This is a genomic window from Streptomyces sp. NPDC045899, assembly GCF_056431485.1.
Genome location: NZ_JBWKKP010000031.1, coordinates 17,533 through 32,776 on the forward strand (window position 1 = coordinate 17,533; position 15,244 = coordinate 32,776).

15 protein-coding genes and 2 pseudogenes are annotated in these 15,244 nt (G+C 69.2%); 7 read left to right on the top strand and 10 right to left on the bottom strand.

The features are described from left to right. Positions 1–102 precede the first annotated feature (102 nt). Positions 103–561, bottom strand: coding sequence for a hypothetical protein (locus tag AC07FT_RS32100; RefSeq protein ID WP_479179540.1), 459 nt, complete (start codon positions 559–561; stop codon positions 103–105). Between the two features lie 497 nt (positions 562–1,058). On the opposite strand from AC07FT_RS32100, the gene AC07FT_RS32105 reads away from it, so the two are divergent. Next, the gene (locus AC07FT_RS32105; protein WP_479179541.1) at positions 1,059–1,358 is read left to right on the top strand and encodes a hypothetical protein; all 300 of its coding nucleotides are present in this window, start codon (positions 1,059–1,061) and stop codon (positions 1,356–1,358) included. A 146-nt stretch (positions 1,359–1,504) separates the two neighbouring features. Next, a complete protein-coding gene (locus tag AC07FT_RS32110) occupies positions 1,505–1,948 on the top strand; it encodes a DUF6210 family protein (RefSeq protein WP_479179542.1) in 444 nt (147 codons plus the stop codon). Positions 1,949–1,982: 34 nt separating this feature from the next. Here the strand turns inward: AC07FT_RS32110 and AC07FT_RS32115 are convergent, their stop codons facing one another. Both AC07FT_RS32115 and AC07FT_RS32120 read right to left on the bottom strand, forming a co-directional pair. Further along, positions 1,983–2,723 carry an SOS response-associated peptidase gene (locus tag AC07FT_RS32115; RefSeq protein WP_479179544.1) on the bottom strand — a complete coding sequence of 247 codons (741 nt, stop codon included), beginning with the start codon at positions 2,721–2,723 and terminating at the stop codon, positions 1,983–1,985. Between the two features lie 719 nt (positions 2,724–3,442). Beyond that, positions 3,443–4,507, bottom strand: a complete 1,065-nt coding sequence (locus AC07FT_RS32120; RefSeq protein ID WP_479179624.1) for a helix-turn-helix domain-containing protein — start codon at positions 4,505–4,507, stop codon at positions 3,443–3,445. Here AC07FT_RS32120 and AC07FT_RS32125 point away from each other — a divergent pair. The 3 genes from AC07FT_RS32125 to AC07FT_RS32135 all read left to right on the top strand — a co-directional run bounded on the left by AC07FT_RS32125 (position 4,506) and on the right by AC07FT_RS32135 (position 7,136). After that, a complete protein-coding gene (locus AC07FT_RS32125; protein ID WP_479179545.1) occupies positions 4,506–5,699 on the top strand; it encodes an MFS transporter in 1,194 nt (397 codons plus the stop codon). The genes AC07FT_RS32120 and AC07FT_RS32125 overlap by 2 nt on opposite strands. A 102-nt stretch (positions 5,700–5,801) precedes the next feature. After that, entirely contained in the window at positions 5,802–6,452 is a 651-nt protein-coding gene (locus AC07FT_RS32130) for a CatB-related O-acetyltransferase (protein WP_479179547.1), read from the top strand. Between the two features lie 132 nt (positions 6,453–6,584). Further along, positions 6,585–7,136, top strand: a complete 552-nt coding sequence (locus AC07FT_RS32135) for a YciI family protein (protein WP_479179626.1) — start codon at positions 6,585–6,587, stop codon at positions 7,134–7,136. Between the two features lie 339 nt (positions 7,137–7,475). Here AC07FT_RS32135 and AC07FT_RS32140 read toward each other — a convergent pair whose 3' ends face one another. Both AC07FT_RS32140 and AC07FT_RS32145 read right to left on the bottom strand, forming a co-directional pair. After that, complete coding sequence (locus AC07FT_RS32140) at positions 7,476–8,777, bottom strand: MFS transporter (RefSeq protein WP_479179548.1); 1,302 nt, start codon at positions 8,775–8,777, stop codon at positions 7,476–7,478. Then, the gene (locus AC07FT_RS32145; RefSeq protein ID WP_471204970.1) at positions 8,774–9,217 is read right to left on the bottom strand and encodes a MarR family winged helix-turn-helix transcriptional regulator; all 444 of its coding nucleotides are present in this window, start codon (positions 9,215–9,217) and stop codon (positions 8,774–8,776) included. Before AC07FT_RS32145 ends, AC07FT_RS32140 begins: the two co-directional genes overlap by 4 nt. A gap of 133 nt (positions 9,218–9,350) precedes the next feature. On the opposite strand from AC07FT_RS32145, the gene AC07FT_RS32150 reads away from it, so the two are divergent. Next, positions 9,351–9,809 carry a GNAT family N-acetyltransferase gene (locus tag AC07FT_RS32150; RefSeq protein ID WP_479179549.1) on the top strand — a complete coding sequence of 153 codons (459 nt, stop codon included), beginning with the start codon at positions 9,351–9,353 and terminating at the stop codon, positions 9,807–9,809. 33 nt (positions 9,810–9,842) lie between these two features. Here AC07FT_RS32150 and AC07FT_RS32155 read toward each other — a convergent pair whose 3' ends face one another. The 3 genes from AC07FT_RS32155 to AC07FT_RS32165 form a co-directional block, all read right to left on the bottom strand. Further along, positions 9,843–10,499, bottom strand: coding sequence for a class I SAM-dependent methyltransferase (locus AC07FT_RS32155; protein WP_479179551.1), 657 nt, complete (start codon positions 10,497–10,499; stop codon positions 9,843–9,845). A 435-nt stretch (positions 10,500–10,934) separates the two neighbouring features. Further along, a complete protein-coding gene (locus tag AC07FT_RS32160) occupies positions 10,935–11,297 on the bottom strand; it encodes a hypothetical protein (RefSeq protein ID WP_479179552.1) in 363 nt (120 codons plus the stop codon). A 230-nt stretch (positions 11,298–11,527) separates the two neighbouring features. Next, the gene (locus AC07FT_RS32165) at positions 11,528–11,890 is read right to left on the bottom strand and encodes a cupin domain-containing protein (RefSeq protein ID WP_479179554.1); all 363 of its coding nucleotides are present in this window, start codon (positions 11,888–11,890) and stop codon (positions 11,528–11,530) included. Positions 11,891–11,970: 80 nt separating this feature from the next. Between AC07FT_RS32165 and AC07FT_RS32170 the strand changes: the two are divergent. Beyond that, positions 11,971–12,221 (top strand): annotated as a pseudogene (locus AC07FT_RS32170) (class I SAM-dependent methyltransferase); the annotation flags it as partial. 77 nt (positions 12,222–12,298) lie between these two features. Here AC07FT_RS32170 and AC07FT_RS32175 read toward each other — a convergent pair. Together AC07FT_RS32175 and AC07FT_RS32180 are read right to left on the bottom strand one after the other, a co-directional pair. Then, positions 12,299–12,778, bottom strand: a pseudogene (locus AC07FT_RS32175) (helix-turn-helix domain-containing protein); the annotation flags it as partial. A gap of 202 nt (positions 12,779–12,980) precedes the next feature. Continuing rightward, positions 12,981–15,125 carry a hypothetical protein gene (locus AC07FT_RS32180; RefSeq protein ID WP_479179555.1) on the bottom strand — a complete coding sequence of 715 codons (2,145 nt, stop codon included), beginning with the start codon at positions 15,123–15,125 and terminating at the stop codon, positions 12,981–12,983. Positions 15,126–15,244 lie beyond the last annotated feature (119 nt).

Consider the following 15,244-nt stretch of genomic DNA (forward strand, 5'->3'; position numbering starts at 1 on the left):
GCCGCGTGGCAGGCCAGCAGCCATCCGGCCACTGCGCCGACCCCGGCATGGACAGCTATCGCACGCGGCCCAGCGACCACGGCGCCCCCTGGCCGGCGCCGCTCATTCGCTTGCTCCGAGGTCCAAGCGCATCGCGTCCCGCAGTACCTTGATAGTGGAGATCAATGCGGTGTAGTCGTCCTTGAGGCCATCACCAGTGGCACCCACCTGGATCTTGTCCCGTACGTCGCGCAGCCGTCGGAGTGAGGCGTCGGAATGCTCCGCGACGGCCACGGACGCGGTGATGGACATCTGATACCGCAGCTCATAGGCACCACCCTCGCGAAATACTTCTCCGGCTTGCAGGCGACGATCCTCTGCGCCCATGGACGATGCCGCGATGTCCTTCAAGTGGTTCCGCGTTCGCATCAGGGCGGCCAAGTATTCGCCATAGAGCTGCCGCTTCACCTCCCTCTGTTGTGCCGTCTGATCGCGCCGCCAACGGGCACGATCGGAGATCAAGGTCGAGCCGACGCCCACAAGCGCGCCCAGTGCCGTGCCAAACAAGGGCCCCCAGTCCATGTCCTCAGCCTAGATTCCCTCGACGCGCGCGCACCACCGGACGCATCAACTCGACAACGCCGCAGTGGGCTTGCCGCAAGACGGTCCGTCGCCGACCGAAACGAGGCCGAGGACGCGGTTCTCATACCCGGTGATGCAGGTTCGGCGCCGGCTGCCTGCCCAGCCGGGATCTTCATACGCGACGCCCATGAAACACAGCCCACCCGGCACCAGGGCTCGAGACGGAGCCTCCGTACGGAGAACTCACAGCCGTCGGGATGCGTCTGCCGCCGTTGACGGTGCCATTTCGGGCTGAGATTTCCTGGACTGTCGCTGGATCCGCGCCAGATCGCCGGGGTACCGCTCGGAGTTTCCGCCCCGCGTCGGCGTTCCCCGCCCGGCCGAAAAGCGATCACTCGATCGTAGGGGCATCGCATGGACTGCCTTCCAGATGATCAGAGTCTTCATGGCCATCGCTGGTGGCCCAGCACAGCGTCTCTGAACAGGAAGGATGGGCAATGAGCCTGATCCAGACCGGCAAGGTCGATCTGAACTCCGGCAACGCCACCGAGACCGTCGGCGGGAACACCTCGACCTTCACCAGGGTCACGTTTCCCACCCCGTTCCCGCAGGGCTCGGAAGTCGTGGTCTTTCCGCTGACCCAGACGTTCAACGGCCCTGAGACCCCAGGGATCCGGATCCACGATGTCACCAACACGGGCTTCCTGATCCGGATGAACGAAATCCTTGCCGGAAGCACGAAGAGCGACGGCAAGCACACCACCGAGACCATCGGCTGGCTGGCCTCAACCGTCTGACGCCGATGGCCCGGGTGGGGTGACCCGGCCCCAGCGGTACACCCCACCCGGGCTCAGCGCTCAAGAGGTGGCCTCGCCCAGGAGGTACACACCGTTCACCGCGGTCGAGACGGGCCTGGCGTCCTTCCTGTGCAACCCTCCTGGTCATGGCTGATACAGACGGCGGCAAGCGATACATCTTCCTGGACCCTGATGGCACCGGCTCGGGTCAGGGCTGGATGTTCGTCATCGTGGAGGCGCCGACCGGTGTGATCTATCGGAATCAGGCAGGAGGATTCCGTTGCGCCCAGTACCAGCAGGAGGGCTATCTGGTCCCCGTATTCGGTCGCGACCTGGACGATGACCTGAAGGGGATCTTCGTTCGGGAGCTGAAGGGCCAAGGATCACGGCGCATGGACTGGCCGGCGGACCTGCTCGACCGGTTGCGGGTTGCGGTCGCCTTCTACATCTCTGTCTCCACGGACGGTGGCGATGTGTCCCCTGCTCCGCTGGCGCTCGACGAGTCCCGGCTCTCGGAAGTCGACGAGGCATGGGTACCGGTGGTGACACCCGACGGTCCCGGGGTCCTCGTATGGGAGAACTGCGACTAGGAGACTCTCCTGGGAATCCTGGTCAGCGGAGTGCTCAAGAGGTGACCTCGTCCAGGAGGTGCGGGCCGTTGTTGCCGGTGTTGTTCACAGCGGTGGAGACGGGCCGGGCATCCAGGTGGCCGTCTGCGGGCTGGATGAGCAGGCCGCGCAGCTCGTCCGCATCGTCGCGGTGAGGGTCGAGCCAGGCGTCATAGTGGTCGGAGGTCAGGGCGAGCGGCATGCGGGGGTGAACGCGGCCGGCCGCGTCGGTGGCCTCGGTCGTGATGATCGTGCAGGTCATCAGCCAGGCGCGCGGATCGCCCTTCTCCACATCCGGGTCGCGCCAGTACTCATACAGACCGGCCAGGGCCATCACCTGCCCATCGGCGGGATGGATGAAGTACGGCTGCTTCCGCGCCTTGCCGCTCGTGGCGTCCTTCAGCTGCTGCCACTCATAGAAGCCATCGGCGGGGAGCAGGCAGCGGCGTCGGGCGAAGGCGCGGCGGTAGGCGGGCTTTTCGTGCACGGTTTCCACCCGTGCGTTGATCATGCGGGAGCCGATCTTCGGGTCCTTGGCCCAGGAGGGCACCAGACCCCACCGCAGCGATCGCAGTTCCCTGCGCGCCATCTCCTGGTCGTCGCTGTCGCGCGGGGCGCGCTCGAGGACGGCGTACACATCATCGGTGGGGGCGACGTTGTAGTTCGGGTCCAGCGTCTCTTCGGAGTGCCAGTCCTTGACGCCGAAGAGCCGGGTCAGGTCCTTCGGACTGCGGGTGGACACGTAGCGGCCGCACATACCACCACTGTGCCACGCGCCGCCCAGGACAGCGGGCTCTGCCAGGGCCGGTCGCCGAGCAGGCCGACCGGAGACGGCTCGGCCGACCGCCGAAAGTGCGCTGTACTGCGCTCCACGGGGTGTGCTGCGCCTGAAGCGGTGACGCCATCGCAGGTCGCACGGCGATCACGGATCTCCCGCAAGCCCGCCTATGCCTGACACGCCCGCCCGCGGGACGCCGACACACCGGCGGCCTCCCGCACACCGCCGGCGAGTATCGCGCACGTGAACGCGATCGCAAGGGCCTTCCAGCCCCAAGAGGCGATCACAATCACTGGTAGGACGAACATCGAATGGACTGCGGACACAGCGAAGGCTCCCCGCGCCCAACCTCCGCCGATCACCGGCCCACGTACGGTCGCCCAGTGGCGCCACCACAGTCCGGCAGCCACCGCCGCGATTCCGGCCATCACGGCAGCGGCCAGCCGAGCCAGATCAGCATCGGTCACGCCGCCAGGTTCCAGGGGGTTCGAACCGCTCGAGTCCACGCTCAGGGCGACCGCAACCCAGCCGAGGGCCGCCGCACTCAGCAAAGAAGCCAGAGCCGCTGTGCGCTGTCGGCTCCAACTCGTTCCAGGATGCATGGCGTTCGATGTCATGACTCATTCTAACCGTGCAGTCCGCTCGAGCGGAGTTGAGTCGTGGCGGGCGGAGGGGAAGGTACCGGCACCGCACACCTTTCACCCCGTGCCGGACAGCCGGCACACCGCTTCCTCCGTCGCCCGGTCGTCCGGCAGATAGGCCAGGAAGTGGTGGCCCGGCTCGTCGACCGCGGCCAGCTTCACGTAGCGCAGTCGCAGCTCGCCCGCTGACGGATGCCGGAAGGAACGTACGGCGGGCTGGAACCCGGTGGTCACCCGCCGCTCGTACCATCGCGCCGCGTCCGGATCCTTCAGCACCTCCTCGGCCACTTCGGCGTACCGCCGGTCCTGCGGGTGGCGTGCGGCCTGCGCCCGGAACTGCCCCAACAGGGCGCAGGCTTCGCGCTCCCAGTCGGCCAGAAGTGTGCGGGCCGGCTCCCATCGGAACACCAGCCACAGCAGGTTGCGCCGCTTCGGGGGCAACCGCGCGGGGTCGGTGAGCAGCGCGGCGTACCCGGTGTTCCACGCCAGCAGGTCCCAGTGCGGATCGAGCACGACCGCCGGGTTCGGGGCCATGGACCGCACCAGCGTCAGAAGGTTGCGCGACACCCAGGTGCGCGGCTCCGCTTCCGGCTGTGTCTCTTCCACGAAGGACAACACGTGCGCCGTCTCGGCCGTGTCCAGCCGCAGGGCCCGTGCCACAGCTCGTAGGACCTGCGCGGAAGTACGCACCCGGCCCTGTTCCAGCCACGCGTACCAGGTACTGCTGATCCCTGCCAGCTCGGCCACCTCGTCCCGCCGAAGCCCCGGTGTGCGCCGCCTCGGTGCCGTCGGCAGGCCGAGTTCCGACGGGCGCAACCGCTCGCGGCGCGATCGCAGGAATGTGCCGAGCTCCTGACGCGGCGTTCGGGCTGCGGGCCGCTCACTCACCACAAGCCTCCCGCGCCGGTGCTCCGGCGGCCACGGTGCGGCATCGCACAGTGCATGTGGTGCGCTTCCCCCTCGTGGCGGCGGTGAGACGTCCGCTCGCCGGTCCTGCCGGGCCCCGGGTCGGGCCCGGTCGGCAGGCTGTAAGCGATGGTAATCGCTTGAGCCCCTTGGGCGGTCCGGGCCGGTGCTGAGCTGGAGACCTGCCGGAAGAACTGAGAGGAGCCTCCCACCCATGACCGCCACCGACCCACCCGCGACCACACCGTCAGCCACTGCCCCCGTAGCCGCCCTCCCCACGGGCGCGCTCCGCCTGCTGTGCGCCGCCGGATTCCTCAGCAACTTCGACCGCTTCTGCATCGCGCCGATGCTGGCCGGTATCGGCACCGAGCTCGGCGTGTCGCTGGCGACCGCGGCGTTCGCCGCCAGCGCCTACTACCTCGCCTATGGTCTGATGCAACCGGTGTGGGGCGTGGCCAGCGACCGGCTGGGACGGGTGCGGGTGATGCGGTTCTCCCTCAGCGGCGCGGCGCTCGCGGCGTTCTGCTCGGCACTCGCTCCCAACGCCCCCGCCCTGATCGGCGCGAGAGCCCTTTGCGGAGCGTTCTTCGCCGCCTCCATCGCCGCCTCGCTCACCTATGTCGGGGACATCGTGCCGGCCGAGGTCCGGCAACGCCCCTTGAGTGAGCTGATGACGGCGTTCGCGCTGGGCACCGCGGTCGCCACACTGATCGCCGGCGCGCTGGCGCACCATGTCAGTTGGCGACTGGTCTTCGCGCTGCCCGGCCTGCTCGCCGCCTATCTCGCGATGGCGCTGCGCCGCCTGCCCGAACCGCAGAGGGAGTGCACCGACTCGCTGCTGGCGCCGTTCCAGGTGGTGCTGCGCTCCCGGTGGCAGTGGTTCGTGATGGCCGTCGCGTTGCTGGAGGGCGCCGTCCTGCTGGGTTTCCTGACGTATCTGGCACCGGCCCTGGAAGCCAACGGCGTCCCTGCCACGCTGGCCGGCGTCGTCTCGGCTCTGTACGGCGTGGGGTCGATGGCGGCGGCCCAGACGGTCAAGCGGTTGATCGGGCGATGGACGCCGGCGACTCTCATCGTGGCCGGTGGCGCCCAGATGGCCGTGGCCTACGTGGTTGCCGGGGTCAGCCAGTCCGCCCCGGCACTGGCCGTCACCGCACTTCTGCTGGGAGGCGGCTGGTCGTTCATGCACTCCACGGTGCAGTCCTGGGCCACCGTTCTGTCTCCGGCCGCCCGGGCCACCGGCGTCGCGCTGTTCGGTGTCGCCCTGTACGTGGGCAGCGCGGTGGCCAGCGGCCTGGCCGCTGGTGCCGCGGAGACACACGCCTACCGGCCCCTGTTCCTGCTGGCAGCCGTGCTGACGCTGCCGCTCACCGTCATCGCGGCGGCAGGACGGGCTCGATACCGCTGATCCGCAGGGTCACGAGGCGGGCGATAAATGAATGTCCCGTGGCGGCGCCGAGCCGAGATCATGGACGGGACACACGCCGCTACCGATGAGGATCCCACTTCCATGCCTGTTCCCGCCGACCCGACGGCTCTCCACCCGATGCCCGAGCAGCCCCGGGTGGTGTTGCTCAAACCGCTCGTGAAGTCCCCCCTGATCGAGGTCGGGGAGTACTCCTACTACGACGACCCGGACGACCCGACCGCCTTCGAAACACGCAATGTGCTCTACCACTACGGACCCGAGAAACTGGTCATCGGCAAGTTCTGCGCCCTGGCCACCGGCGTGCGGTTCATCATGAACGGCGCCAACCACCGGATGGACGGACCCTCGACCTTTCCCTTTCCCACCATGGGCGGCTCCTGGTCCGAACACTTCGATCTGCTCACCGATCTGCCCAACCGAGGCGACACCATCGTCGGCAACGACGTCTGGTTCGGCCACGGCACGACAGTCCTGCCCGGCGTACGGATCGGGCACGGCGCCATCATCGCCTCCGGCGCCGTGGTCACCGCCGACGTACCCGACTACGGCATCGTCGGCGGCAACCCGGCCCGCCTCATCCGCACCCGCTACAGCGACCAGGACATCGCCCGGCTGCTGGCGGTGGCATGGTGGGACTGGCCCGCGGAGCACATCACCGAGCAGGTGCGAACCATCATGTCGGGCAGCATCGCCGACCTGGAAGCCGCCGCCCCGCCTACCCGCCAGGCGTGATGGACTGACGGGAACCCACACCTCGCGATATCGCGCGGGATCCGGACGGAAAGCCGTCCCTCCAGACCAACCGCGCAGCCTTCGCATCAAAACCCACTCGACGCTGTTCTTGCCATGAAGGGGTCACTGGGCATGGAATTCCTCTGCTACCACCGCGACCGGCCCGACTCCTTGCCGCTGCGCGACGAGCTGCTCGAAGAGCACTGGGCATACATGGACCGGTACGCGAAGGAGATGATCGCCCGAGGTCCGACCCTCACCGACGACGGCGAGACACCCACCGGAAGCGTGCACATCGTCGACCTGCCCGATCCCGCCGCGGCCCGCGCGTTCGCCTTCGACGAGCCGAACTACCAGGCCGGCGTCTACCGGGACGTGCTGCTGCGACGGTGGCGCAACACACTGGGGCGCACCATGTGGGACTCCCCCGGCGGCCGGACCGGCGGCAACCGGTACCTGGTGATCGGCCTCGGCAAGGGGCAGGCCGCCGATCTCACGGTACCGCCCGATCAGGAGGGGGTGATCGCCTACGGGCCACTGCTGTCCGACAACGGCGCCACCTGGCTCGGCACGGCGATGTTGGTCCAGGCCTCGGACCCGGACACGGCACGCGCCATCCTGAGCCCGGACCGGTACGCCGACATCGAAGTGCACAACTGGCAGTTCGGCGGTCGCCCGTCATAGCCGAGGGCCAGCGGCCGACGTGACCGCCACTTCGTCCGCCTCCCGCGAACCCGACCGGATCCGCGGCTGCTTGGAACTCGGTACAGCCGTGGGGCTAGGACTGCCGGCTATTCGATTCACCCCGGGAAGGGCCAGCGCCGTCCATCTGCCTCCAGACAGGAAAGATCACCGGGCTGAGCGTGGCGAGGAAGTACGCACCGCCGACCGCCAGCATCGCGGTGAACAGGCGGGAGGCATGCCGACGGTCAGGAACGCGATCATGACTACCGGGCCATCGCCGGAAGCGGTCGGCCACCGTTCCCTAGGCCAGCGCCCCGGTGAGCACCGCCCGCAGGCGAATCAGCGAGCCTGACCGGCGGCGGCCGCCGGGTCGGTGGCTGCGGGGGCGGGCGGCTTCGTGTCGGCGGGCGGCGTGCGGTAGGCGCGAAGGGGGGCGTTGGTCGCGGACACGACGGCGATCGCCAGGATGGCGGACAGTCCGCCGAAGACCAGGGAGAAGGGGGCGGAGGTGGCCGACGCCAACAGGCCGGCACGGAAGTTGCCGAGTTCGGGGCCGGCGACACCGATGACGTGTTCCACCGAGGAGACCCGCCCCCGGCAGGCGTCCGGGGTCTCCAACTGGACCAGGGCGCTGCGGGTGATGACGGACAGGGTGTCGGCAGCGCCGGCCACGGCCAGGCAGCCGAGCGCCAGCCACAGCGGGCCCGCCAGGCCGAAGCAGGCCAGCGCCAGGCCCCAGACACCGGCTGCGGACAGCTGCACGAGTCCGCCATGACGCCAGCGCGTCACCGTGCCGGAGAGCAGACCGGCCGTGATACCCCCGACCGCGACGGCCGAGAGAAACAGGCCGAGGGTCCGCGGGTCTCCCCCGAAGCGGATCTCGTTCACCAGCGGGAAGAGTGCGATGGGCATGGCGAGCAGCGTTGCGGACAGGTCGGTGGCCATCGAGCCCCACAGCGTCGGGCGGCGCAGGACGATCAGCCAACCGCCGCGTTCCGGCCGACGCCTGCCGCCTGCCGTGTCGGCGCCTTCGGGCCGCATGGCGGGCAGGCGGATCACCGCGAGCATCGAGACCGCCATGGCCACGGCCTGGGTTGCGTATGCGGCAGGGAAATCCCAGCGGGCGATGATCAGCCCGGCCAGCGCGGGTCCGGCCAGCATCGCTGCCTGGAAGGAGACATTGGTCAGCGCAAGACCGGCCGCGACCTGGTCGCCCGGCAACAGCCGGACCGGAAAGGTGCGCCGGGCAGGAGCTCCGAGAGCGCTGCAGCTCGCACCCATGGCAACCAGGACGAGCAGCAGCAACACACTTCGGCTCGCTGCCAGGGCCTGGGCGCACATCCCCGCGGCGGCCAGCAGCTGGCCCGCGGTGGTGGCCCGAACCACCGCACGGCGGTCGAGGGTATCGGCCAACGTGCCGCCGATCAGCCCGGACAGCACCATCGGCAGGCCGGTGGCGAGCCCGATGACACCAGTGCCCACCGGACTGCCGGTGAGGTCCCAGACCTGGGCCAGCACCGCCACGTTGGCTATCTGTCCACCGAGTTGAGAGACCGACGTACCGATCCACAGGGCGCGGAACGACTCACTACTGCGCAGCGGGCGGATATCAAGGAAGCGGACTCGGCCACGCCCCCTCATCTCGGTGGCTCGACAAGGTGGTGGAGGATTCGCTGCCGCATCGGCCGGCGTTCCAGCGCCCGTCGCACCTCCTCGACAACGGCGGTCATCGCGTACGGGACCTCGCTGTCCAGCTCGGCGACCGTCTCGTGGGTAGCGCGCCACTCCGCTTCCAGGAACGGCACCAACGATCGACCGCGCTCGGTCAGGTCGATCCGCCGGGTGCGGGCGTCAGGTCCCGGCTCGGAGGTGACCAGACCCTCCTTGCGCATGGCGGCGATGGTCTGACTGATCGCGGAGTGCGAGCGGTCCAGGGACTTGGCAAGTTCGCGAATGGTCAGTGGCCCGGTATGGGCGAGCCGGATCAGCGGGTACGCGAAGCGAGGCCGCACCCCCTCGATGCCACGCTCGACGTAGACCTGCTCGATCTCGGCATCCATGGCTGCCAGCAGCTCGTGCAAGGAGTGCCAGGGATCGGGTAGCGCTGTGGGATCCGAAAATGTCACAGCACTAATATAACAGCGCTGCGACAATCGGGCCTCAGGCTCACAGGCCACTGAGAACGGGCGAACTCGGCACGTTAGTCTGAGGACCATGGCGGACTGGGTGACTCGGCCGGCTTCGGTGGCGGACGTTGAGGCAGTGGCCGAGCTGCGGGCCGTGGTGCTGCGATCGGATCTGGAGCGGCTCGGGCGCTACGAAGAGCAGCGAGTGCGGCAGCGACTGCGGAACGGGTTCGCTCCGGCGCACACCTTGGTGATCGAGGTGGACGACACGTTCGCGGGCTGCCTGTCGTTGCGTCCGGCCGAGGACGCCCACTGGCTGGAGCACTTCTACCTGGCCCCGCACCTGCAGGGAAGCGGCATCGGCACGGCCGTACTGCGTGAGCTCCTGGACCAGTGCGACCGCGACGGCACCCTGGTCCGGCTGAACGTGCTGCAGGGCAGTCCGGCCCGACGGCTGTACGAACGGCACGGATTCACGCTCGAGACCGAGGATCCGGTGGACGTGTTCATGGTGCGCGAGCCGGCTTCGGCCGTGCGCAACACATAGACGACAGGGCTCGGGGCACTCACCGGCACCGGCCTAACGGTGATGCCATACGAGCGTGTAACGCCAGAACACCCGTCGGCGGAGCCGGGCGCCGGGCAGGATGCCGCGAGCCTGGCGGGCGATGTCGGGAAAGCTCATCTCCGCCGGTCGGGTCCGGGCGGTCATCGAGAGCGGCCGGGGTGTGTGGCGGCCCTTGTTCTTGAACCAGCCCATGGCGACGTTGAGCGGGATGGCCACGGCTCCGAGCAGATGGTCGACGGGAGTCGTCGGGCGGGCGAGGCCGACCACCACCAGTGTTCCGCCGGGCGCCAGGTGGTCCCGGAAGGCGGTGAGCGCGTCGGCGAAGGGCAGATGGTGGATGGTGGCGACGCAGGTGATGACGTCGTAGGAGCCGTCGGGAATTCCGGTCGGTGCGTCAGCGACCGTGAAGGTGACGGGCGTTGCCGGGTGGGTCAGCTCCTGGGCATGGGCGCTGATCGCCGCATCGGAGTCGATTCCCCGTACCGTGGCGGCACGCGTGGCCAGCAGCCTGGCCAGGTCACCGCTCCCGGAGCCGATGTCCAGGGCGCTGTCTACGCGTCGGGGAAGTTGCCGCAGGATCCACCGGTGGTAATGGGCGTTGTGGTCCCAGGGGTGGGCGGCGTTGAACCGGTCGAGCGCGTGCAGGATGCGGTCAGGGAGTCTCGTCATGGCGCCCAGTCCATCAAATCCCCGGAGGTCCCCGCGCACGGGATGGTCCGGGCAGTCATAATTTTGGACGGTGTCCACACTTCCGATGAAGAGATGCCTTCGCTGGCAAGGATGCGTTGGGCGAAACCTCGGGCGCGGCTCCACCCGGCATCTTGGAACAACGCCTCCACAGTCCACCGATCCGCCGTCTCGTCGCTCGTCATCCCGCCGAAGACCGCATCGATCACTCGCAAGCCGGGCAGTGCGCCACGGTGCATCAATCCCTGCCAGCCGCTCGGCCAAGAGGAAAGCGTGCTCGAAGTCCAGGGCGATCTCGTCCGCATCGACCCCATGCATTTCGAGCCAGGCCACTTGAGCCCGCGCGGGCGCCGCCACCAAGGTGGGCGCGGCCGCCTCCGGACTCATGTGCGCCAGGCGGGCGTCGACGGCACCGCTTCAGGTGCAGTGTCTCAGCCTTCCCGGCCGCTCACAGTAGAAGCCCCTTGGCCCTTCCCGCTCGCCGACCCCGCCGCACAGGCATGGCGCTTCCCGGCCTTCGGCCAGTCCGCTGCCGTTGAGGACGGGCTTGCCGTCGAAGTGTCGGCCGGTGAAGCCGAACAGGTGCGTTCCACGACCCAGTCGCATCAGCCCGGCGACGACCTGTACCGCTGGAACCGGCAGTCCGCCGGACATGAGCGGGACGTGCAGGAAGAGGTTCTTCTTCTCCCGCGCCGCGGGGCCGGTCCACAGGGCAACGGTCACCGCTGCCTCGTCGCCCGGGGCCGGGGTGCTGCCGCGCACGTAATACGGTCTGGCCACCGGTGCGGCCGTGTAGTGCCAGAGCGCAGCAGCGACGCCGCACTGGGCCTGGGGCAGGCACGCGGGAGAGCAGGTCCGTTGTTGATCCAAGGCGGGCACTTCCGCATCCCTCCGTCGTCGGCATTCCTCCCGGCCGCGTAGACGCGGCAGCCGTGCCACCGAGGCTCGGCGAGCACGGCTGGTTTCAACAGCGGAAGGGCCTGCCCGGTGGCCAACAGCCTGAACCGTCGTCAGAGGCTGATGTGGTACGCCTTCCGGAGTGTCTCGTGCACGGTCCAGGTGGTCCGGTCCCCCTCGCGCAGCACGCACGCGTCCCCCGGGCCCACGTCGAGGACGGAACCGCCCTCGATCTCGATCGTCGCCCGCCCGCTCACGACGACGAACAGCTCGTTGGTCTCGGTGTCGGTCACCACGCCCGGGGTGATCTGCCAGACGCCGCGCAATTGCTTGCCGTCCGGGGATTCCCACAGCACCTTCCCGCTCACCACGGGGTCGCCCGAGACGATCTGCTCGGGAGCGATGGGCTCCACTTCGAGCTCCACGTCCGGAATGTGCACTGCGAACGACGCGACGGGGTTGTCCATGCCAGTCATAGCCGGTCAGAGTAGCCGTGCCGACTCCCCCACCGCTCGGCGGGTCCCGCGGCGCGTCGCCCGGCGGACGGTACGGACCGAACGCGTACGACGAGCGGCCCGCGATGACAGCCCTCGCCGGAGATGTCGCAAGCCGCCGGATCCTGGACGCCGGCTGTGGCGCCGGGATGCTGGCCTTGGCCAGGCAGCGGCTCGGCGACGACGCGGCTCCGCACATGGTCGACCTGAGCGACCCCTGCCGTTCGCCGACGGTGCGTTCGACGACGTGGTGGCGTCGCTGGTATTGCACTACCTGGAGGACTGGGGGCCGACGCCGCGGCGATACCGGCGAGACGATCGCGCGCGTCGGACGCTTCGGGGTTGTGCCGGAGGTGGTTCTCGTTCCACTACCGCTCGGCAGCGCTGGTGTCACGGTTGACGGACAGGGGCCGTGGCCGGGGTGGCTCCGGCGCGGGCGAGAGCGCGATGTTCGGTGGGGCGGATACCGAGGGTGCGCTTGAAGGCCACGCTGAGGGCGTAGGCGTTGGCGTAACCGACCTGGCGGGAGATCGCGTCGGCGGTCGCGTCAGTGCCGGCCAGCAGGTCGGCGGCGCGGCAGATCCGCCACTCGGTGAGATACGCCATCGGCGGCTGCCCGAGGAGGTTGTGGAAACGCTACGCGAAGCGGGCACGGGACATGCCGGCCTCGGCGGCGAGCGATGCGACGGTCCACGGCCGGGCGAGGTCACCATGAATGAGCTTCAGCGCCCGGCCCACGGCGGGGTCGCGATGCGCCCGGTACCAGGCAGGGGCATGGGATTCGGGTCGGTCGAACCAGTCGCGGAGCGTGGACAGCAACAGCAGGTCGAGCAGCCGGTCGAGGATGACGCGCCGCCCAGGGGCGTCCTTGCGCCGTGCTCCGGCACATTCGCGTCACCCGCACCGACTTCAACGCCACCTGAACGGAGGTGAAGCGCGCCGGGTGGCTCCGCGGCCCCGGCGCCTGGACCCCTGGCGTACGGACCGTGGCGACGGGCCGTACATCAGGCGGTGGCGGGCTCACGAGCCTTCAGCCCTTGCGTCACCCGCACGCACTCGTGCGCGGCCCGCTTCACTCCCCACCGGCCGTGAGTACGTCCCGCACCCGAGTGACCTCCCACGGGGCGTCCTCCACGGGCCAGTTCGCGCTCAGCGCCTCGAGCAGGGCGCGATGGTCCTCGATGAACTCGTCGTACATCAGCCCCCAAGCCGCAGCGGCTTGAACCTCCACCTCGGGGCAGCCCGTCGCCCGGACGAGCGCGACCACGGAGTTGGTTCCAGGAGACTCGTCCAGCACTCCGAGTGCCCTGACGCGGTCGTCCAACGGCACGTTCTCATCGCAGGCGACATCTCCGAGCGCCTCGACGAGCCGTGGGTCCGCCTCCTCCGCCTCATGGAACACCTCTTCCACCGCGTCGAAAGCCCGCTCGCGAACGTATGCGCTCGCGGCGGTCGCCACGACCTCGGCCAGCAGGGACGGCTCTTCCGCTGCCACGAGGCGCAGCACCGACAACGCGGTGAGATGGATGGCCCCGGACCCGTAGTCACGGCTGAGTTCGGCCGGTGACGGGGGCTGTCGCAGCACCTCCCGGACGCGGTCCAGGACGAGTGCCCTCTCCGGTTCACGTGCTTCCTCACCGCCCCGCTGCACGGCGCCGTCGGGACTCCACCAGTGGTCGAGGGCGATGCCCACGGCCGCCTGGTCGTCGCTCTCGAGCAGTGTGCGAAGCGCCTGGTGATACGACTCGTCCACCGCGGGAGCCCTCAGCCGCTTGTGGGCGCGATACAAGTCCGGATCCGCCAGCCGGTGGCCTTCCCAGTGGACGCTGTGCGGCTTGCCGAAGATCAGCTCAATGGGGTCCTGGCCCCAGGGGTGCTGGGGCGGCCGGTCGCCCCAGCTCTCGGCGACCTCTTCCAAAGTGGCCCGGTGCCGGTCCAGACCTCCGGTCCTGACCAGGAAATAGGCCGCGTGGGCCTGCACCTTCGGCTCACCCTCACGGAGCGCCCGGAGAAGGATGTCATCCGCCTCCGCGCCTAGGCTGTCGGCCAGGACACGAATCGCTGTCTCCTTCTGGAGGGAGAAGCCGACGGACGGGTCGAAGATCAGCTCACTCAGGGCGGCGATGAGCCTCTCGTCCCGTATCCCGGCCTCGTCGAGCAGGCCGTAGGCCATCCAGACGGCATCGTGGCGCACCGTGCCCGAGTCCGTGCGCGCCAGAACGTCCACCAGGAGGTCGGCGTCGCCGGGCTCGGCGTGCCGCACCCCGATCATGTTCAGGGCACTCACCTCGGCGGGCGACATGGGCCGACTGAGCACCTCACGCGCGCGGGCCAGCACCTCGGGCAGGTAGGCCTCGACACGCTCGTGGTCTTCCACGACATGACGCAGCCCCTCCGAGGACTCGTAGTGGTCGAGCGCGATCCCCACCGCGATGGGGTTCTCACTGCGGAGCATGGAGGTGAACGCCTGCAGGCACCCCTCGTCGCTGAGCGGGAACCTCAACGCCTCGTGGGCCTCCCGGAGTTCCGGATCGTCCAGCTCGGTGTCCTTCCAGTAGGTGCTGTGGAAGCCCTCGAGCGCTTCGCGAACGTGCTCGGCCCACCACCCCGCGGCCTCCGTCCAGGACCGCGCGAGACGGCTGACGCGGTCGCGGTGGACACGGAGCCGCAGGGGCGTCGCGAGACAAGCCGCCGCGCACATCTGGAGCTCCGGCTCGGGCGACTCGCTGACCCGGACGACGAGGTCCTCGATCCACCGGAAATCGAGATCGTCGAGGGCGCGCAAGGCGACCTTGCGATCCTCCACATCGAGGCCGTCGTCCATCACCATGGCGGTGATCAGCGCCAACAGCCGCTGGTTCGGTTCCTCGCCGGCCGCGAGGGCGGTGCCGGAGGCGCGGAGTGCCATCTCCCGTACCTCGCCGTCCGGGGCGCCCTCGAGGACGTGGGCGATCACGTCCGCGTCCTCCTCCGTGGCAAGATGCCACAACACGGTGAGAGCGCTCGCATGGCTGTGGCCGGACGGAGGTTGCTCGAGGAGGTCTCGGGCGGCGGAGCGTATCTCGTCGGCCAGGGGCTGGTACGGGTTGTCCACCCCCCACCTGGTGTCCGCCTGTGCCTGCTGAAAATCGTCCAGCGCTCCCCGGACGACGTCGATGTCGTCACTCTCCAGGCGGGCACCGAACTCCCCGAGCCGGGACTCCCCGTCGTCGCTCACAAGACCCCTTTCGTCGTCATTCCTTCAGGCTGTCAGAGTCCGGGCTCCGCCGAGCCCCATATCCCCTGAGGGTCCGCAGGCATCGTCCGGACACGCCGTAGGCGGTGGTGTGGTCGGCG